Origin of the sequence: Streptomyces sp. NBC_01006 (assembly GCF_045162725.1) — a bacterium.
Classification (GTDB): domain Bacteria; phylum Actinomycetota; class Actinomycetes; order Streptomycetales; family Streptomycetaceae; genus Streptomyces.
Genome location: NZ_CP108700.1, coordinates 3,056,405 through 3,075,706 on the forward strand (window position 1 = coordinate 3,056,405; position 19,302 = coordinate 3,075,706).

Below are 19,302 nucleotides of genomic sequence, written 5' to 3' on the forward strand. Positions count from 1 at the left end.
TACCTGTGTCCCTGGGTCTAGTCGCCGGCGGCAGCGGCCGCGGCGGGCGTGGTCGGTTCGCTCGTCAGCGGGGCCTCTTCGGCGAGCGGGGGCTCGCTGGTCAGCGGCGCGTGCGCGGAACCGGCGAGCGGGGGCTCGCTGGTGAGGGGCCCCTCGGCGGGCCCGGCCTGCGCGGGCAGGTGGGCGAGCAGAGGGGTGTGACGGGTGCCGGGTGCGGTGTTCACGGGCGGTTGCTCCTTTGTCCGTACGCGGTGTGAGGGTGGGTCAGGGACCATGGAACACCGCTGGGGAACATCGCAGCCATACCCCGTGGACAGCACCGCATTCCTGGCGCATCCAGGTCAGAACCCCCGCGGCGGCGCAGACCGGCGGGCGCGGGCGGCGGGGCAGGCGGACGGGCGCCCGCGCCGGCTTCCGGAGGGCGGGGCGGGGCAGGACGGGCTGGGCAGGACGGGTTGGGCAGGACGGGGAGACGGCACCGCACGGCGGCAGCCCGCACCCGCCGCGGGGACCGCCCCGGGACCCGGGGTCCGGGGGCGGCTCCGTCCTCTACTACGACGCCGCTGCTACGACGCGGCCGCGCCGATGCGGTCCAGGGCCGCTTCCGCCCCGTACGGTTCCAGGTACGGCATCCAGCGGGGATCCCGGTGGCCCGTGCCGATGATGCGCCAGGCCAGACCCGACGGCGGCTCCGGCTGGTGGCGCAGGCGCCAGCCCAGCTCCAGCAGGTGCCGGTCCGCCTTGACGTGGTTGCACCGCCGGCATGCGGCGACCACGTTGTCCCACACGTGCTGCCCGCCCCGGCTGCGCGGGATCACGTGGTCGACGCTGGTCGCGACCCCGCCGCAGTACATGCAGCGCCCGCCGTCGCGGGCGAACAGCGCGCGGCGGGTGAGTGGAACGGGCCCCCGGTAGGGGACCCGCACGAAGCGCTTGAGCCGGACCACGCTGGGCGCGGGGACGACTCTCGTCGCGCTGTGCAGAAAGGCGCCGGATTCCTCCAGAGAGACAGCTTTGTTCTCCAGGACGAGGACGAGCGCGCGGCGGAGCGGTACGACGCCGAGCGGCTCGTACGACGCATTGAGGACCAGGACGTGCGGCACGGACTGCCTCCTTGTACGCCGGCGGCGCGTGGCTCGCGCCGGGACGATCTGCTCTCCAGTCTCCCCTTACGGCTGGTCGAAGCGCCACCACGCGCCCGTAACGGGTCCGAGGTGTTTTCAACCACACCCGCTTCATCCCCAGGTGAACCCGGTCTCTCCCTCGAACACGGCAACGGGGTCACCCGAATGCCCCGTTAGTGTGGATGGCCTGCCCCGCACACCCCTTTCCGCGGGCAGACCGCTATACCTGGAGGTTCCCGTCGTGCCCTGGCCTGCCGCCCTGCTGCCCCTGGCAGCCGACGCCCCGGACCCGGCCGCTTCCGTCAAGGAGGCCCACGAGAGCGTCACGAACGCCGCCAGTTTCATCGAGGAGAACTGGGCCGGATGGCTGTACCTCGGCCTGAAGATCCTGCTGATCCTGGTGATCGCGGCCGCGTTCCGCTCGCTGGTCCGCAAGTCGCTGACCAAGCTCATAACGCGCATGAACCGGGGTGCCGAGGCCGTCGAGGGCATGGCGCTCGGCGGGCTCCTCGTCAACGCGGAGCGCCGGCGGCAGCGCTCGGAGGCGATCGGCTCGGTCTTGCGTTCGGTGGCTTCGTTCCTGATCCTCGGCACGGCCGGGCTGATGGTGCTCGGCGCGCTCGGCATCAACCTGGGCCCGCTGCTCGCGAGTGCCGGCGTGGCCGGTGTGGCGATCGGTTTCGGCGCGCGGAACCTGGTGACGGACTTCCTGTCCGGCGTGTTCATGATCCTTGAGGACCAGTACGGCGTCGGCGACAAGATCGACGCGGGGGTGGCCTCCGGCGAGGTCGTCGAGGTCGGCCTGCGCGTCACCAAGCTGCGCGGTGACAACGGCGAGATCTGGTACGTCCGCAACGGCGAGATCAAGCGGATCGGCAACCTCAGCCAGGGCTGGGCGACGGCGGGCGTGGACGTCCAGGTCAAGCCGTCGGAGAGCCTCACCCGCATCCGCGAGGTGGTCAAGCACGTCGCGGATGGCCTGGCCAAGGAGTCCCCGTGGGACGAGCGCCTGTGGGGCCCGGTGGAGGTGCTGGGCCTGGACGAGGTGCTGCTGGCCTCCATGACGGTGAAGGTGTCGGCGAAGACGATGCCGGGCCAGCAGTTCGCCGTGGAGCGCGAGCTGCGCTGGCGGATCAAGGAGGCCTTCGACGAGGCCGGCATCCGGATCATCGGCGGTCTGCCGGCCGCGGAGGACGAGGAGGACGCGGCCGACCCGTCGGCCGCCGTGGCCGCGCCGTCGGCGCTCGCCAACCCGGCCTCCCCGCAGTCCCTGGCCACCGCCCCGATCCCGCCGCCGGCCGCCGGCGCCCCGCGGATCACCAAGTAGCCCCTCCCCTCTTTCCTTTCTCCTCCCTCTCTCTCGCACCACTCCGCTGCCCCCGCAGGTTCATTTCTGCGGGGGCAGCGGCATTGACACAGCTCAAACACCGATAGGAAACTTACCTAACAGTTCCTGAAGGCCACGGCCACGCCAGGGCCACGGCCAGGTGAGCGGAGAGCGCCCATGACCGGCACCACCCCCGGTACCCCCAGCCTGCTGCGCGTCATGAACGACCGCGCCGCGCTGGACCTGCTGCTGGAGCACGGACCCCTGTCCCGCACCCGGATCGGCCGGCTCACCGGGCTCTCCAAACCCACCGCCTCCCAGCTGCTGGCCCGCCTCGAAGCCGCCGGGCTGGTCGTGGCCTCCGGCACCGCCGGCGGCCGCCCCGGCCCCAGCGCCCAGCTGTACGGGGTCAACCCGCGCGCCGCCCACGTCGCCGGACTGGACGTCACCCCGGGCGGCATCGTCGCGGCCGTCGCCGACCTCACCGGCGAGGTGATCGGCAGCCACGAGCTCCCGTACGCCGAGGGCACCGGGGCCGTCGACCGGGTCACCCTGGCCCTCGGCGGGGCCGTCAAGGACGCCGGGCTCCAGCGCTCCGACATCCACCGGGTCGTCATCGCCACCCCGGGGTCCTTCGACCCGAGGACCGGGGCGCTGCGCTACGCCGACCACCTGCCCGGCTGGCACTCCCCCACCCTGCTGGAGGAGCTCGCGGCGGCCCTGCCGATGCCGGTCGAGTACGAGAACGACGTGAACCTGGCCGCGGTCGCCGAGCAGCGGCTCGGCGCGGCCCGCGGCCACGGGGACTTCGTCCTGCTGTGGAACGAGGAGGGCCTCGGCGCCGCCCTGGTGCTCGGCGGCCGGCTGCACCGCGGGTGGACCGGCGGCGCCGGGGAGGTCGGTTTCCTGCCCGTGCCGGGCCATCCCCTGGTCCGGCAGGTCACCCAGGTCAACTCCGGTGGCTACCAGGAACTGGCCGGCGTACAGGCGGTGCCCGGGATGGCGGCCGCGCTGGGCATCGGAGTACCGCCCGGGGCCGCCGCCGCGCAGCCCGCAGGACCCGGCGCCGGAGCGGCGGTCACGCCGCTCGCCACGCCGGTCGCCACCGCGGTCGCCCTGCTGGCGCAGGCCGCCGGGCACCCGGAGGGGGCGAACCTGCTGCTGCTGCGCCAGTACGCCACCGCCCTGGCCACCGGCATCGCCTCGCTGGTCGCCGTACTGGACCCGGAGATCGTGGTCCTGTCCGGCGCGGTGACCACCGCCGGCGGGGACCCGCTGCGCGAGCTCGTCGAGGCGGAGCTCGCCGATCTCGCCCCCTCCCGGCCACGCCTGGTGTCCGGCACCGTACGCGACCGGCCCGTACTGCGCGGCGCGCTGGAGAGCGCCCTCGCCGCCACCCGCGACGAGGTCTTCGACACCTCGCGCCGCTGACCGCCCCACCCCGCAGGACCAGTACCCCCGGCACCACCCCCTGCACCACCCCCGGCACCCCACTCCTCGTCGCATCCCCTGGCCCCGTACCGGAAGTTCCTCCCGCAGAGAGCGAGCCCCGCCATGCCCAGAACCCGCCGTCTGACCGCCGCGGCCACCGCCGTCGCCGCGCTGTCCGTCCTCGCCACCGCGTGTACGGGCCAGAGCGGCACCGCGGCCTCCGACGATCCGGACAAGGAGGTCACGCTCAACTTCTGGCACGGCTGGTCCGCGCCGAGCGAGGCCAAGGCGATCGAGGAGAACATCGCCCGGTTCGAAAAGGCGCACCCGAACATCAAGGTCAAGGTCACGGGCAACATGACCGACGACAAGATCAACCAGGCGCTGCGCGCGGGCGGGGACAAGGCCCCCGACGTGGTCTCCTCCTTCACCACCGACAGCGTCGGCAAGTTCTGCAACTCCGGTGCCTTCGCCGATCTGAACCCCTTCCTCCAGAAGTCCGGCATGGACAAGGCGAAGGTCTTCCCCAAGACCCTGCTGGAGTACACCCAGTTCAACGGCAACCAGTGCACGCTGCCGCTGCTGAACGACGCGTACGGCCTCGTCTACAACAAGGACGCCTTCAAGGCCGCGGGCATCACCGAGCCGCCGAAGACGTGGAGCCAGTTCGCCGAGGTCGCGCAGAAGCTGACCAAGCCCGACGGGGACTCGTACGACCAGCTCGGCGTCATGCCGACCTACCACGGCTACGAGACCACCCCCGTGCGCCTGGCCGCGCAGTGGAGCCCGAAGTACTTCGACGCCGACGGCAAGTCCAACCTGGCCAAGGACCCGGCGTTCGCGAGCATGCTGACGGCGCAGAAGGACCTGGTGGCCAAGCTCGGCGGCTACGAGAAGCTGGAGAAGTTCCGCAGCACCTTCGGCGACGAGTGGAGCGCCGAGCACCCCTTCCACAAGGGCCAGGTCGCGATGCAGATCGACGGCGAGTGGCGGGCGGCGATGGCCAAGGAGGCCGGAGTCACCTTCGAGATCGGCACCGCGCCGCTGCCGGTGCCGGACGACCAGGTCGCCGACTACGGCAAGGGCTACCTCTCCGGCACGATCATGGGCATCGCCTCGGGCAGCAAGAAGCGGAACGCCTCCTGGGAGCTGGTGAAGTACATGACCACCGACACCGAGGCGGTCGTGGCGTTCGCCAACGCCATCCACAACGTGCCCTCCACCCTGGCGGCCCTGGAGTCCCCGAACCTCCAGGTCACCCCGGAGTTCAAGACCTTCATCGACATCGCCCGGCACCCGAAGTCGAACACCACCCCGGCCCAGGCCGACGGCGGCACCTACCAGCTGACCTTCCAGGACCTCGCGTACGCGGTCGAGAAGGGCGATGTCGCCGACATCCCGGCCGGTCTCGCCAAGACCGGGCAGCAGATCGACACGGACATCGCGAAGGCGAAGTAGCCTCCGATGACCAGCACCGGCACCAGCGCCGTCGCACCCCCGCTGCGGGCGAAGCGCCGGCGGTCCGCCCTGCGGACCGCGGCCTTCATGTCGCCCTGGCTGATCGGGTTCGCCGTCTTCTTCGCGTACCCGCTCCTCTCCACCGTGTACTTCTCCTTCACGAAGTACGACGGCTTCCGCCCGCCCGTCTTCAACGGCCTCGACAACTGGACGTACGTCTTCACGGACTATCCGCTGTTCTGGCCGGCCATGCGCAACACCCTGTGGCTGGTCGTGGTGATGGTCGCCTGCCGGGTCGTCTTCGGCCTCGGCGTCGGCCTGCTCATCACCAAGATCAAAACGGGGGCGGGGGTCTTCCGGACCCTGTTCTACCTGCCCTACCTGGCCCCGCCGGTGGCCGCGACCCTGGCCTTCGTCTTCCTGCTCAACCCCGGCACCGGCCCGGTCAACACCCTGCTGGAGGCGGTCGGCCTGCCCGCCCCCGGCTGGTTCACCGACGCCGACTGGTCCAAGCCCGCGCTCACCGCCCTGGCGGTGTGGGGGGTCGGCGACCTGATGGTCATCTTCATGGCCGCGCTGCTCGACGTACCGAAGGAGCAGTACGAGGCCGCGGAGCTGGACGGGGCCGGCGCCTGGGCACGGTTCCGGCACATCACCTTGCCGAACATCTCGCCGATCATCCTGTTCGCGGTGGTCACCGGGGTCATCCAGGCCATGCAGTACTACACGCAGCCCCTGGTGGCGGGGAAGGTCGCCGCGGGGGTCATCGGCGGCTCGGGCCAGCAGTTCGAACCGGGCTACCCCGACAAGTCCACGCTGACCCTCCCCCAGGTCGTCTACAACGTCGGCTTCCAGCGCTTCGACTACGGCACCGCGTGTGTCGTCGCGCTGGTCCTCTTCGCCCTCTCCATGGCCTTCACCGCACTCCTGATGCGCCGCCGTGGCGGGCTGATCGGAGCAGGTGACTGAGATGGCCCAGCTGACCGACACGAAGGTGCCCGCAGCCGCGAGGACGTCCGGGGCCGCCTCACGGACGACCGGACCGCGCCGCAGCGGCGGCAGCGCCGGCCGCAAGGCCCTCCTGCACTGGATCGGCGTGCACGCACTCGGCGTCGCCGCCGCCCTGTTCTTCGTCCTCCCGTTCGTCTTCCTCTTCCTGACCTCCCTGATGAGCGACCAGCAGGCGCTGACCCGCGACCTGGTGCCCGACACCTGGGAATGGGGCAACTACGCGAAGGTGTGGAACACCCCGGGCTTCCTGACCTGGTGGCGCAACACCCTGCTGTACGCGGGGCTGGGCACACTGCTGACCGTGGTCTCCTCGGTGCCCGTGGCGTACGCGCTCGCCAAGTTCCGCTTCCGCGGGCGGCGGCTGTCGCTGCTGCTGGTGATCGCCATGATGATGCTGCCGCCGCAGGTAGTGGTCATCCCGATGTACCTGTTCTGGGCCAAGCAGCTGGACCTGTCCGGCACGCTGTGGCCGCTGATCATCCCGATGGCGTTCGGCGACGCGTTCTCGATCTTCCTGCTCCGCCAGTTCCTGCTGACCATCCCCGACGAGTACCTGGACGCGGCCAAGGTCGACGGCTGCGGCGAGGTCCGCACCCTGCTGCGCGTCGTCCTGCCGATGGCGAAGCCGGGGATCGCCGCCGTCGCGCTGTTCCAGTTCTTCTCCGCCTGGAACGACTACTTCGGCCCGCAGATCTACGCCTCGGACAACCCCGCCGCCTGGACCCTCAGTTACGGACTGGAGTCCTTCAAGGGGGCGCACCACACCAACTGGAACCTCACCATGGCCGCGACCGTGCTGGTCATGGCGCCGGTGATCGTCCTCTTCTTCTTCGCCCAGAAGGCGTTCGTCGAGGGCGTCACCCTGACGGGAGTGAAAGGCTAGTGACCATGAAACTCGCAGTGGTGGGCGGCGGTTCCACCTACACGCCCGAGTTGATCGACGGCTTCGCGCGGCTGCGCGACACCCTGCCGATCAGCGAGCTGGTGCTGATCGACCCCGCCACCGAGCGGCTGGAGCTGATCGGCGCGCTGGCCCGGCGGATCTTCGCCAAGCAGGGGCACCCGGGGCGGGTCACCACCACCGCCGATCTCGACGCGGGCGTCGAGGGCGCCGACGCGGTCCTGCTCCAGCTGCGCATCGGCGGGCAGGCGGCCCGGCTCCAGGACGAGACCTGGCCGCTGGAGTGCGGCTGCGTGGGGCAGGAGACCACCGGCGCCGGCGGGCTCGCCAAGGCGCTGCGGACGGTGCCGGTGGTGCTGGACATCGCCGAACGGGTCCGGCGGGCCAACCCGGACGCCTGGATCATCGACTTCACCAACCCGGTCGGGATCGTCACCCGCGCCCTGCTGCGGGCCGGGCACAAGGCCGTCGGACTGTGCAACGTGGCCATCGGCTTCCAGCGGAAGTTCGCGGCGCTGCTGGACCTGGCCCCGGCCGACATCCACCTGGACCACGTGGGCCTCAACCACCTCACCTGGGAGCTGGGGGTGCGCAAGGGCGGCCCCGACGGTGAGGACCTGCTGCCCGGGCTGCTCGCCGAGCACGGCGCGGCCGTCGCCGAGGACCTGCGGCTCCCGCGCGCGGTGCTGGACCGCCTGGGCGTCGTGCCCTCGTACTACCTGCGGTACTTCTACGCGCACGACGCCGTGGTGCGCGAGCTGGGCGGCAAGCCCGCGCGGGCCGCCGAGGTCGCCGCGATGGAGCAGGAGCTGCTCGCCCTGTACGCCGATCCGGCGCTGGACGAGAAGCCCGAGCTGCTGGCCAAGCGGGGCGGGGCCTTCTACTCGGAGGCGGCCGTGGACCTGGCGGCGGCGCTGCTGGGCGACGGCGGGCCGGGCCCGGCCGCCGTGCAGGTGGTCAACACGCTCAACAACGGCACCCTGCCGTTCCTCCCGGACGACGCGGTGATCGAGGTGCAGGCCCGGGTGGACCGGTCCGGCCCGGTGCCGCTGGCCGTGCCCCGGCTGGACCCGCTGTACGCCGGTCTGGTCGCGCACGTCACGGCGTACGAGGACCTGGCGCTGGACGCGGCCGTACGGGGTGGTCGCGAGCGGGTCTTCAAGGCGCTGCTGGCGCACCCGCTGGTCGGCCAGTTCGACCTCGCGCAGGGGCTGACCGACCGTCTCCTCGCGCACAACAAGGAGCACCTGGCATGGGCGTAACCCCTACCGCCCCCACCCCCAGGTCGGCCCCCACCCCCAGGTCCGCCCCTCCCGCCCGGCCCGCCGTCCTGGCCATCGACGCGGGCAACAGCAAGACGGACGCGGCCCTGATCGCCGCGGACGGCACGGTCCTCGGCACCGGGCGCTCCGGCGGCTTCCAGCCGCCGCGCACCGGTGTCGAGGAGGCGGTGGACGTACTGGCGCAGGCGGTCGCGGAGGCAGCCGAGGCGGCCGCGCTGCCCCTGCCCGCGCCCGGTGAGCCGTACGCCGAGCAGGTCGCGGCGTGTCTGGCCAATGCCGACCTACCGGTGGAGGAGCGCCGGCTCGCGGACGCGATCGGCGCGCGCGGCTGGGGCTCGGCCACCCGGGTGTTCAACGACACCTTCGCGATCCTGCGGGCCGGGCTCTCCGGGGGCGAGCCGCCGCGGGGTGTGGCGGTGGTGTGCGGGGCCGGCATCAACTGCGTGGGGATGCGGCCCGACGGGCGCACGGCCCGCTTCCCGGCCCTCGGACAGATCTCCGGGGACTGGGGCGGCGGGGGCGGCCTGGCCGCGGAGGCCCTGTGGTGGGCGGCGCGGGCGCAGGACGGGCGGGGCGGCCCGACGGAGCTGGCGGCGGCGCTGCCGGGGCACTTCGGGCTCGGTTCGATGGCCGAGCTGATCGAGGCGCTGCACCTGGGGACGCTGGCGCACGGGCGGACCCACGAGCTGGTGCCGGTGCTGTTCTCGGTGGCCGCGGCGGGCGACGCGGTGGCCTCGGCGATCGTGGAGCGGCAGGCGGACGAGGTGGTGGTGCTGGCTGCGGTGGCGCTGGCCCGGCTGGACCTGCTGGAGGAGGAGGCTCCGGTGCTGCTCGGCGGCGGTGTCCTCACGGCCGGCCACGAGCAGCTGGACCGGCGGATCGCGGCCGGGCTGGCCCGGCGGGCACCGCGTGCCCGGGTGTCGGTGGTCTCGGCCCCGCCCGTACTGGGTGCGGGACTGCTGGGGCTGGACGCGCTCGGCGCCCTGCCCGAGGCCCATGGAAAACTCCGTGCCCATTTCGGGTGAACCCGCCCCGGAAGGCCCCGCGTCTGGAACCGTGGCGGCCGTGGAGACGTATTCACGGTGAAGGGGTGGGGTCGGCGCGCACCGGGGGGATCGCCAAGATCCAGCACCGGGTGCTGTGGTTGACCGCCACTACGGCCATACTGCTGCGGAGCAGTCAGGACCGAGGGGGAGGTCAGGTGGCCATCACATCACGCGCGCCCGCGCCCGGGGGCGCTGTCGCCGTGCCGCCCCCGGGTCCCCCCGGAGGCCCGCCGGAGGCGCCTCCCCGGCCGGGTACGGCCTGGGCCGAGGGCGTGGAGCGGCTGCGCGCGGCCGCCACGACCGAGCCCGGCCGGCTGCGGATCATCGGGGCGGTCCTGGCCGCCCTGGTGCTGCTGTTCGGCATGGTGACCGTCTGGCAGATCTCCTCCCGGGTCGGCGCCGCGGACGACGTGGTGGGCCGCAGCCAGCCGCTGAGCGCGGACGCGGCGAGCCTCTACCGCTCCCTCGCGGATGCCGACACGGCCTCCTCCAGCGGTTTCCTGGCCGGCGGCGACGAGCCGCGCGAGGTCCGCGAGCGGTACGAGAAGGACATCGCCAACGCCTCGAAGCTGCTGGTGAACGCGGCCGCCAACACCGGGGCGGACGAGGACTCGCGCAAGCAGATCTCGCTGCTGAGCGAGCAGCTGCCCCGTTACACGGGCCTGATAGAGCAGGCCCGCGCCACGAACAAACAGGGCCTGCCGCTGGGCGGCGCCTATTTGCGGTACGCCAACGAGCAGATGAGCACCCAGCTGCTGCCCGCCGCGCAGCGGCTGTACGAGGCGGAGACGGGCCGCCTCTACACGGACTACGACGATGCCCGCTCGCTGCCGCTGGCCTCGCTCGGCGCGGGCCTGCTCGCGCTCGCCGCGCTGGCGTGGGCGCAGCGCCGCAACTACCGCCGCACGAACCGGGTCTTCAACCACGGCCTCGTGGCGGCCACGGCCGCCTCGCTGGTGGTGCTGCTGTGGCTGGCCGTGGGGCACACGGTCGCCCGGTCGGGGCTGGCCGAGGCTCGAGTGGACGGGCAGGAGTCGCTGAAGGTGCTCAACGACGCGCGGATCGCCTCCCTCCAGGCGCGCGCCAGTGAGAACCTGACCCTGATCGCGCGGGGCGCCGTACTGGCCGCGGACAACAAGTCCGACAAGTACGACGTGGACTTCACGGCCGAGATGAAGGAGCTGGACGCGGGTCTGGCGACGGCGCGGAAGCTGGCCGACGACAGCAGCGGGCGGGATCCGGTGGCCCGCGCCGAGGACGGCGTCAAGCAGTGGAAGCAGCGGCACGCGGCGGCCCGGGAGACCGACCTGCGCGGTGACTACCAGGCCGCTCTGCCCCAGGTCATCGGGGACAAGGACCACAAGGACAGCAGCGGGGCATCGTTCGACACGGTGGACGCGTCCCTGGAGCAGGCAGTGGCCCATGAGCAGAAGGAGTTCACCCGGGCGGCCCGGGGCGGGCTCGGCGCGCTGGGCGGTTTGGTGACGGGTTCGGCCGCCCTGGCGGTCATCGGCGCGGCGGCGGCACTGCTCGGCATCGGGCGCCGGCTTTCGGAGTACAGGTGACAGCGATGCGGATACGCGTGAAGTCCCACGACGAGGGCCACGGCGAGGGCCACGACGGCGGAGCACCCGGTGCGGCCGGGATGCCCGGCCCGGTGCCCCGTGCCTCCGGGCCGCGGCGCGTGGCGGCGCGGCTGCGCGGCTGGGGCGGGGTGAGCGCGATGGCCGCCGCCTGCGCGGTCACGGCCGCGGCCGTCCTGCTGCCGCTGGCCCAGGCGGCCCCGGAGAGCGGCCACCCCGCCGTGGTCCGCGAACCCGCCTCGATGGCGGCCGCCCCGGCCCCCTGGGCGCTCACCGACACCTGCCAGGACCCGGAGGCCAGCCTGCGCCCGAACGGCGTGGACGGGCCGACCATCGAGCGGATCCGCAAGGCGGGCAAACTCGTCGCGGGCGTGGACCAGAACAGCTTCAAGTGGGGCTACCGCAACCCGGTCGACGGCCGGCTCGACGGGTTCGACATCGCCTTGGTCAAGGCCATCGCGAAGGACATCCTGGGCGACGAGAGCGCGGTCATCTACCGGGCCATCCCCACCAGCCAGCGCGTCCCCGCGCTCCAGGACGGCCGCGTCGACGTCGTCGTACGGACCATGACGATCAACTGCAAGCGGCTGGAGGACGTCGCCTTCTCGACGGCGTACTTCGAGGCCGGGCAGCAGGTCCTGGCCCCCAAGGGCTCGCCGATCACCGGGTACGACGCCTCGCTGAAGGACCGCAGGATCTGCACCGCGGCCGGCTCCACGGCCGAGGCGGCGCTCAAGGCCCAGCCGTACGGCTCGGTGCCGGTCAGCGTGCCCAACCAGCTCGACTGCCTGGTCCGGCTCCAGCTGGGCGAGGTGGACGGCATCATCACGGACAACGCGCTCGCGGCCGGCCAGGCCGCGCAGGACCCGTCGGTGCGCCTCGTCGGCTCCCCGTTCACCAGGGAGTTCTACGGGGTGGCCATGAACAAGGACGCCTCCGACCTGGTGCGCCGGGTCAACAAGGTGCTGGAGAACTACCGCGCCGGCGGTGACGGCAGCCCCTGGATGCAGGCGTACGTGACGCACCTCAAGCCCGTTCTGCCCGGCGTGGCCGGACCGCCCGCGCCGAAGTACCGGGATGGCTGAGACAGGTGGCAGAGTCGGAGCCCGATGTCGGGGAAGCGGAGGCGGGGCTGGTGGAGGCGCAGTCGGCAGTGATGGACCGGGACGACGTCGACCGCGCCCTGGCCCGGCTCGGCGCGGAGCACGAGGCCGTCGAAACCTCGCTGCTCGCCCTCCAGGACCACGCCGGGCGCCGGCTGCTGGAAGGGGCCGGACTGACCGGCGTCACCAAGGAGCGGTGGGCGGCGGCCGACGCCTCCATCACCCGGCTGTGGACGTACTTCGACGCCTACAGCGGGGCGCTGGGCGCCGCCCGGGCGATCCGCGAGCGGCGCCGCTGGCCCGGCCGCGAGGAACTGATCGAGCTGACCGAGCGGCTGCGCGGGCCCGGGGTGCTGATCGCCGGGGCCGGGGCGGAGGGCGTGGCGCTGGCGGAGCGGCTCTCGCTCGCCGAGCTGGTGTCGCGGATGAACGAGCTGTACGCGAGCTCGCTGGACGTGGTGGTGGCCGCCGACTCGGTGTGGTCGGCGCTGCCCGCCCGCATCGACCTGCTCGCGGCGGAGCTGCACCGTACGCGCTCGCTGGCCCACTCGGTGGGGGTCCGCCCGGGCGAGCACCCCTCGGGCGACGACCTGGAGGCGATCACCGCCGAGCTGACCGGGCTGCGGGAGCAGGTGATCGCGGACCCGCTGGCGTTCTGGCAGCCGGTGGCGGGGAGTTCCGCGCCCGGCGGCGGCCGTCCGGACACCACCCGGTACGACCGGGCCGCGGTCGCGCTGGAGGACGTACGGCGGGAGATCGAGGCGGTCCTGGCCGTACGGCAGGACGCCGAGCGGCGGCTGATCAGCCTGCGGGACGTGCTCTCGCGGGCCGACCGGACCCTGGCGGAGGCGCGGACGGCGCGCGGCGAGGTGCTGGCGAAGATCGCGGCGTCGGAGGTGCCCGTGGTGAGCGGGCCGCCGACGGCGCTCCAGGAGCAGCTGGCGGCGGCGGCCGAGTACCGCCGCCAGGCCCGGTGGCACCGGCTCTCGCCACTGCTGGAATCGCTGGAGGAGCGGGCCGAGGAGGAACTGCGCCGGGCCCGCGAATCGTTGACAGCGGTGACGGCACCCTTGGCGGTACGGGCGGAACTGCGCGGGCGGCTGGACGCGTACAAGGCGAAGGTGGCCCGGCACGGCATGGCGGAGGACCCGCTCCTGATCGAGCGGTACGACACGGCCCGGCGGATGTTGTGGAGCGCGCCCTGCGATCTGCGGGCCGCCGAGCAGGCCGTGCTGCGTTACCAGCAGGCGGCGGCCGAGTCACTGGCACCACCGCAGCCGCAGTACCGGCCCGAGGGGCCGGGGAAGGAGGAGGACGCATGAGTCTGGTCGGAACCGCGTGCGTTCGCCCCGGCTGCCCGGGGTCGTACGAGGACATGGGCGACGGCGAGCTGTACTGCGACACCTGCGGTCTGGCGCCGATCGGCGCCGTCGCGGCGGGCGCGGAGGAGCTGGTCTCGCCGCCGACGGGGATGACGAGCGCGGCCCGCTACCCCGACGCGAACGGGTCGCAGGGGTCGCAGGGTTCGCAGGGTTCGGCCCGGTCCGGCCGCTCGGGGTCGACGTCGGCCTCGGCGCGCTCCTCACGGTCCTCGCGCTCCTCGTCTTCGCGCCGCTCGGTGTCGGGCCGGCTCTCCCGCTCCCTGCCGGGCGCCGCGTCCAGCCGCTCGGTGTCGGTGCGCAGTTCGGGCTCGGCCTCCGGGTCCTCGGGGCGCGGCCGGCTGGGCGCCGGGCTGGTCAACATCCCGGAGGTGCCGCGTCCGGATCCCTCGGCGGCGGTGCTGGAGAACCCGGAGGTGCCCGAGCGAAAGCGGTTCTGCTCGCGCTCGGACTGCGGTGCTCCGGTGGGCCGCTCGCGCGGCGACCGGCCGGGCCGGACCGAGGGTTTCTGCACCAAGTGCGGGCACCCGTACTCCTTCGTGCCGAAGTTGCGTGCGGGGGAGGTCGTCCACGGTCAGTACGAGGTGGCGGGCTGTCTGGCGCACGGCGGCCTCGGCTGGGTGTACCTGGCGGTGGACCGGGCCGTCTCGGACCGGTGGGTGGTGCTCAAGGGCCTGCTGGACACCGGGGACCAGGACGCGATGGCCGCGGCGATCTCGGAGCGGCGCTTCCTCGCGGAGATCGAGCACTCCAACATCGTGCGGATCTACAACTTCGTGGAGCACCTGGACCAGCGGACGGGTTCGCTGGACGGGTACATCGTCATGGAGTACGTCGGCGGCAAATCGCTGAAGGAGATAGCGAACGAGCGGCGGCGGCCCGACGGCCGGCGCGATCCGCTGCCGGTGGAGCAGGCCTGTGCGTACGGGATCGAGGCACTGGAGGCGCTCGGGCACCTGCACAGCAGGAACCTTCTGTACTGCGACTTCAAGGTCGACAACGCGATCCAGCAGCAGGACCAGCTGAAGCTGATCGACATGGGCGCGGTGCGCCGGATGGACGACGAGGAGTCGGCCATCTACGGCACGGTGGGATACCAGGCTCCGGAGGTGGCCGAGCTCGGCCCCTCGGTCGCTTCCGACCTGTACACGGTGGCGCGGACGCTGGCCGTCCTGACCTTCGACTTCCAGGGCTACACGAACGTGTTCGTGGATTCGCTGCCGGACCCGGAGCACATCGAGGTGTTCGGGCGGTACGAGTCCTTCTACCGGCTGCTGGTCCGGGCGACGGATCCGGATCCGGGCCGGCGGTTCTCGTCCGCGCAGGAGATGGCGGACCAGCTGACGGGCGTGCTGCGGGAGGTCGTCGCGCTGCAGACGGGCCGGCCGCGCCCGCAGCTCTCCACGCTCTTCGGGCCGGAGCTGCGGGTTCCGGACACCCGGCTGTTCGCCGACGTGGCCGGGGCCGAGGTGTCCCGGCTGGGGGCGCGGGCGGTGCCGGGGCCCGCGGCGGGCGGCCGTCGGCCCGGGCGTCGGCCCGGGCTGTCGGCGATCCTGCCGGGTCCGGTTCCGGGTTCGGTTCCGGCCTCGGGCTCGGGTGCGGCGGTGGCCCCGGGGGCGGCGGCCCTCTCGGCTCCGCTCGGGACGACCTCGACGCACCGGGTCGGCGGACAGGCCGCAGCCGTCCCGGCGGCGCGCCGGGCTCCGGAGCAGCCCGGCCGGCATGCGGCCCCGGTGGCGGCGCCCGTGCCCGTGCCGGGCGTGCGCGCCACCGAACTGGCCGCGCTGGAGGCCCGGGGCATGGCGCTGGCCCTGCCGGTGCCGCTGGTGGACTCGGGAGACCCCAACGCAGGCTTCCTGGCCGGACTCCTGGCCTCCGCACCGGGCGACCTGCTGGGCGCCCTGCGTTCGGCGCCCGCCGACTCGGCCGAGCTGCGGCTGCGTGAGCTGCGGGCCCGACTGGAGCTCGGCGAGCTCGCCGCGGCCGGAGCCGCCCTGGCCGATCTGGAAGGCCGGCATCCGGACGACTGGCGGGTGGTGTGGGCGCGCGGGATCGCCTCGCTGGCCACCGGCGAGGACGAGATGGCGGCCCTGTCCTTCGACGCCATCTACGACGCCTTCCCGGGCGAGCCCGCGCCGAAGCTGGCGCTGGGCCTGTGCGCGGAGATCCTGGGGCAGTTGGACAACGCCGCCGAGTACTACCGGCTGGTGTGGAGCACCGACCCGGGGTTCGTGAGCGCCTCCTTCGGGCTGGCCCGCGTCCAACTCGCCGCGGGCGACCGGTCGGGGGCGGTGCACACGCTGGAGTCCGTGCCCGAGGCCTCGATCCACTACACCGCCGCACGGGTGGCGGCGGTACGGGCACGCCTGCGCGACCGGTCTCCCGAGGAGGCTCTGCTTCCGGATCTGACGGCGGCTGCCGCGCAGGTGGAGGCCCTGGAGCGGTTCGGCCTGGACGCGGTGCGGCACGAACGGCTGTCGACCGAGGTTCTGGGCTCGGCCCTGGACTGGGTACTGTCGGGTAGCCGGGGTTCCGACCCCGGTCGGACCTCGCTGCTCGGCAGTCAACTGGACGAGCGGGGCCTGCGCTTCGGCCTGGAGCGCTCGTACCGCGTGCTCGCGCGGCTGGCGCAGCGGGGCGAGGACAGGATCGAACTGGTGGAGCGGGCAAACCGTTTCCGTCCCCGGACGTGGGTGTGAGTGATGTCGATGCATCGGCCGTCTGGCTGCCCCAGCTGCGCGGAGCCCCTCGAGGAGGGTGACCGTTTCTGCGGCGTCTGCGGCTCTCCCGTGTCCGCCGCGCCCCCTCCCGTGTCCCGGGACGAGCCGACGCTCCCGATCCCGACGCTCCCGGCCCCGCCGACCGGCCCGACGGGGGGCTACGTCCTCGCGGAGCCCGCGCCCGGGTGGGGCAGTGTCGCCGCCGGCGCGGCGCCGACGCTGGTCGGGGACACCGCCGGGTGGTCCGCCCCGGCGGAGCCGGCCGCCGCCCCCGCCTCCGCCCCCGCCCCCGTCGCCGCGGCGGCTCCCGTACCGCCGCAGGGCTCCTCGTACGGCGCGCCCGACCCGGCGTACGGCAGCGCGCCCGATCCGGCGCCCGGCGGCGGCGAGATCCGCCACGACCGGCCCGGCAGCACCCCCACCCCGCCCGAGGGGACCCCCTGGGGCGCGCCCGAAGCCCCGTACGGCGGCGCCGGCCCCGGGCACGAGGACCCGTACGCCTCCGACACCCCGCAGGGGAGCGCTCCCGCGGGCGGCGAAGGCGGGAAGACCTGCGTGGCCTGCCGGGCCGGGCGCGTCGACACCGACGGGTACTGCGAGCACTGCGGGCACGCCCAGCCCCGCGAACGGGACCACCTGGAGGAGGAGCTCGGCAGCGTCGCCGCCGTCAGTGACCGGGGGCTGCGCCACCACCGCAACGAGGACTCGTTCGCGGTCGCGGCCACGGCCCTGCCCGACGGATCGGCCGCCACCGTGGCCATCGTCTGCGACGGCGTCTCCTCCGCCAGCCGCCCCGACGAGGCATCGGCCGCCGCGGCCGGCGCCGCCAACGAGGCCCTGCTCGACGCCCTCCCGCGCGGCGCCCACCCCCAGGAGGCCATGCACGACGCCATCCTGGCCGCGGCCGCCGCCGTGAACGCCCTGGCCCCGGAGGTCCCGGGCGCCCAGAACGCCCCCGCCTGTACCCTGGTCGGCGCCGTCGTCAGCGGCGAGCTGCTGACCGTCGGCTGGGTCGGCGACAGCCGCGCGTACTGGGTCCCGGACGACCGGGACGCGCTGCCGCGCCGTCTCACCGAGGACGACTCCTGGGCGGCCCAGATGGTCGCGGCCGGGCTGATGGGCGAGGCCGAGGCCTACGCCGATGTCCGCGCCCACGCCATCACGGGCTGGCTCGGGGCCGACGCGTACGACCTGGAGCCGCACACCGCCACGTTCAAGCCGGACCACGCGGGCGTGGTGGTCGTCTGCACCGACGGCCTGTGGAACTACGCCGAGTCCGCGCAGGACATGGCCCAGGTGCTGCCCGCGGACGCCGCCGCCCGCCCCCTGCACAGCGCGCAGGTCCTGGTGGGGCACGCCCTCGACGGGGGCGGCCACGACAACGTCACGGTGGCCATCGTCCCGTTCGCCGCACCGGCCGTCCCGGGAGCGGCAACGACCACCGCGGCGGCAGCAGTTGCGCGAGCGGGATCGGAAACGGAAACGGAAGGGCAAGTGGAACCGGAAGCACGCCCTCAGGCCTGATCCACCCGCCCACACCCCGTCCTCTCCTAGGAGTCCAGCCGATGGCGAACTTCGCCAAGCCGAGCGCCCCGCGCTTCAGCGTGGAGGTGTACCAGAACGAGTTCCTCCCCGAGGGCGGGCGGGACGTCCACGCCATCGTCACGGTCACGTCCACCGGAGGCGCCACCGCCACCCGCGCGGCGGCCGCCCACGGCTCGGCCGCCGTCGTGATCATGGTGGACTGCTCGGGGTCCATGGAGTACCCGCCGGACAAGATGCGCGGCGCCCGCGAGGCCACCGCCGCCGCGATCGACACCCTGCGCGACGGCACCGCGTTCGCCGTCATCGCCGGCACGCACGTGGCCAAGGAGGTCTACCCCGGCCAGGGCCGCCTCGCCTTCGCCGACCCGGCCACCCGCGCCCAGGCCAAGGAGGCCCTGCGCGGCCTGAGCGCCGGCGGCGGCACCGCCATCGGCACCTGGCTGCGCCTCGCCGACGGCCTGCTGCGCCAGTCCCCCGCCGCCATCCGGCACGGCATCCTGCTCACCGACGGCCGCAACGAGCACGAGGAACCGGCCGTGCTCCGCGCCACCCTGGAGGCCTGCGCGGGCCGCTTCACCTGCGACGCCCGCGGGGTGGGGACCGACTGGGAGGTCAAAGAGGTCACCGGCATCGCCAGCGCGCTGCTCGGCTCGGCCGACATCGTGGCCGATCCGGCGCACCTCACCGAGGACTTCACGCTCATGATGGCGAACGTCATGGGCAAGGAGGTCGCGGACGTCGCGCTGCGCCTGTGGACCCCGGTCGGCGTGGAGATCCAGTACGTCAAACAGGTCGCGCCCACCGTCCAGGACCTCAGCGACCGCCGCTCCGAGGCGGGCCCGCGGGCCGGCGACTACCCGACCGGGTCCTGGGGCGACGAGTCCCGCGAGTACCACGTGTGCGTCCGGGTCCCGGCCGCGTCCGTCGGGCAGGAGATGCTGGCCGCCAGGGCCACGCTCCTGCTCCCCGGTGCGCCGGGCGAGCCGCCCGCCACGCTCGCGCAGGGACTCGTACGGGCGGTGTGGACGGACGATCTGGCCGCTTCCACCGCCATCAATCCGCAGGTCGCGCACTACACGGGGCAGGCGGAGCTCGCGCAGGCTATCCAACAGGGCCTGGAAGCGCGCAAACTGGGCGATGTCGGCGGCGCCACGGCCAAGCTCGGCCGTGCCGTGCAACTGGCCAGTGCCTCCGGAAACGCGGACACGGCCAAACTGCTCGCGAAGGTGGTGGATGTCGTCGATGCGGCGGCGGGTACTGTGCGGCTGAAGGCGAAGGTCGCGGATGCCGACGAGATGACCCTCGAAACGCGTTCGATCCAGACCGTCCGTGTGAAGAAGTCCTGAGACCACCTGAGAGACCTGAGAAGACCTGACGCGATGACGCAGGCT

Annotated in this window: 15 protein-coding genes; 13 read left to right on the forward strand and 2 right to left on the reverse strand. The window is 73.4% G+C overall.

Features of this window, described 5'->3' with window-relative positions:
- Positions 1-17: 17 nt before the first annotated feature.
- The gene (locus OG509_RS13870) at positions 18-275 is read right to left on the reverse strand and encodes a hypothetical protein (protein ID WP_406182873.1); all 258 of its coding nucleotides are present in this window, start codon (positions 273-275) and stop codon (positions 18-20) included.
- Between the two features lie 291 nt (positions 276-566).
- Positions 567-1,103, reverse strand: coding sequence for an HNH endonuclease (locus OG509_RS13875; protein WP_387287326.1), 537 nt, complete (start codon positions 1,101-1,103; stop codon positions 567-569).
- Between the two features lie 262 nt (positions 1,104-1,365).
- Here OG509_RS13875 and OG509_RS13880 point away from each other — a divergent pair, with 262 nt between their 5' ends.
- The 13 genes from OG509_RS13880 to OG509_RS13940 all read left to right on the forward strand — a co-directional run bounded on the left by OG509_RS13880 (position 1,366) and on the right by OG509_RS13940 (position 19,257).
- Positions 1,366-2,451 (forward strand): mechanosensitive ion channel family protein, encoded by a 1,086-nt coding sequence (locus OG509_RS13880; RefSeq protein WP_406182875.1) that lies wholly within the window; start codon positions 1,366-1,368, stop codon positions 2,449-2,451.
- A 177-nt stretch (positions 2,452-2,628) separates the two neighbouring features.
- Entirely contained in the window at positions 2,629-3,882 is a 1,254-nt protein-coding gene (locus OG509_RS13885; RefSeq protein ID WP_406182877.1) for an ROK family protein, read from the forward strand.
- A 123-nt stretch (positions 3,883-4,005) separates the two neighbouring features.
- On the forward strand, positions 4,006-5,340 hold the full coding sequence (locus OG509_RS13890; RefSeq protein WP_406182879.1) for an ABC transporter substrate-binding protein: 1,335 nt from the start codon (positions 4,006-4,008) through the stop codon (positions 5,338-5,340).
- 6 nt (positions 5,341-5,346) lie between these two features.
- Complete coding sequence (locus tag OG509_RS13895) at positions 5,347-6,309, forward strand: carbohydrate ABC transporter permease (protein ID WP_406182881.1); 963 nt, start codon at positions 5,347-5,349, stop codon at positions 6,307-6,309.
- Between the two features lies 1 nt (position 6,310).
- Positions 6,311-7,234, forward strand: coding sequence for a carbohydrate ABC transporter permease (locus OG509_RS13900; RefSeq protein ID WP_406182883.1), 924 nt, complete (start codon positions 6,311-6,313; stop codon positions 7,232-7,234).
- A 5-nt stretch (positions 7,235-7,239) separates the two neighbouring features.
- A complete protein-coding gene (locus OG509_RS13905) occupies positions 7,240-8,514 on the forward strand; it encodes a 6-phospho-beta-glucosidase (RefSeq protein ID WP_406182885.1) in 1,275 nt (424 codons plus the stop codon).
- Entirely contained in the window at positions 8,505-9,560 is a 1,056-nt protein-coding gene (locus tag OG509_RS13910) for a BadF/BadG/BcrA/BcrD ATPase family protein (RefSeq protein WP_406182887.1), read from the forward strand. Before OG509_RS13905 ends, OG509_RS13910 begins: the two co-directional genes overlap by 10 nt.
- Positions 9,561-9,736: 176 nt before the next feature.
- Positions 9,737-11,146, forward strand: coding sequence for a hypothetical protein (locus tag OG509_RS13915; RefSeq protein ID WP_406182889.1), 1,410 nt, complete (start codon positions 9,737-9,739; stop codon positions 11,144-11,146).
- A gap of 5 nt (positions 11,147-11,151) precedes the next feature.
- Positions 11,152-12,249 carry a glutamate ABC transporter substrate-binding protein gene (locus OG509_RS13920; protein ID WP_406182891.1) on the forward strand — a complete coding sequence of 366 codons (1,098 nt, stop codon included), beginning with the start codon at positions 11,152-11,154 and terminating at the stop codon, positions 12,247-12,249.
- A 71-nt stretch (positions 12,250-12,320) separates the two neighbouring features.
- Entirely contained in the window at positions 12,321-13,589 is a 1,269-nt protein-coding gene (locus OG509_RS13925) for a hypothetical protein (protein WP_406187571.1), read from the forward strand.
- On the forward strand, positions 13,586-16,345 hold the full coding sequence (locus OG509_RS13930; protein ID WP_406182893.1) for a tetratricopeptide repeat protein: 2,760 nt from the start codon (positions 13,586-13,588) through the stop codon (positions 16,343-16,345). The genes OG509_RS13925 and OG509_RS13930 overlap by 4 nt, the downstream gene beginning before the upstream one ends.
- 90 nt (positions 16,346-16,435) lie before the next feature.
- On the forward strand, positions 16,436-17,890 hold the full coding sequence (locus OG509_RS13935; protein ID WP_406182894.1) for a PP2C family protein-serine/threonine phosphatase: 1,455 nt from the start codon (positions 16,436-16,438) through the stop codon (positions 17,888-17,890).
- 41 nt (positions 17,891-17,931) lie between these two features.
- Positions 17,932-19,257 carry a vWA domain-containing protein gene (locus OG509_RS13940; protein ID WP_406182896.1) on the forward strand — a complete coding sequence of 442 codons (1,326 nt, stop codon included), beginning with the start codon at positions 17,932-17,934 and terminating at the stop codon, positions 19,255-19,257.
- Positions 19,258-19,302: the final 45 nt, after the last annotated feature.

Bases quoted from the DNA above. Each gene is read 5' to 3' on its own strand.
- OG509_RS13870 (WP_406182873.1), bottom strand. From the start codon at position 275: ATGGTCCCTGACCCACCCTCACACCGCGTACGGACAAAGGAGCAACCG.
- OG509_RS13885 (WP_406182877.1), top strand. From the start codon at position 2,629: ATGACCGGCACCACCCCCGGTACCCCCAGCCTGCTGCGCGTCATGAAC.
- OG509_RS13890 (WP_406182879.1), top strand. From the start codon at position 4,006: ATGCCCAGAACCCGCCGTCTGACCGCCGCGGCCACCGCCGTCGCCGCG.
- OG509_RS13895 (WP_406182881.1), top strand. From the start codon at position 5,347: ATGACCAGCACCGGCACCAGCGCCGTCGCACCCCCGCTGCGGGCGAAG.
- OG509_RS13900 (WP_406182883.1), top strand. From the start codon at position 6,311: ATGGCCCAGCTGACCGACACGAAGGTGCCCGCAGCCGCGAGGACGTCC.
- OG509_RS13905 (WP_406182885.1), top strand. From the start codon at position 7,240: ATGAAACTCGCAGTGGTGGGCGGCGGTTCCACCTACACGCCCGAGTTG.
- OG509_RS13910 (WP_406182887.1), top strand. From the start codon at position 8,505: ATGGGCGTAACCCCTACCGCCCCCACCCCCAGGTCGGCCCCCACCCCC.
- OG509_RS13920 (WP_406182891.1), top strand. From the start codon at position 11,152: ATGCGGATACGCGTGAAGTCCCACGACGAGGGCCACGGCGAGGGCCAC.
- OG509_RS13925 (WP_406187571.1), top strand. From the start codon at position 12,321: ATGGACCGGGACGACGTCGACCGCGCCCTGGCCCGGCTCGGCGCGGAG.
- OG509_RS13930 (WP_406182893.1), top strand. From the start codon at position 13,586: ATGAGTCTGGTCGGAACCGCGTGCGTTCGCCCCGGCTGCCCGGGGTCG.
- OG509_RS13940 (WP_406182896.1), top strand. From the start codon at position 17,932: ATGGCGAACTTCGCCAAGCCGAGCGCCCCGCGCTTCAGCGTGGAGGTG.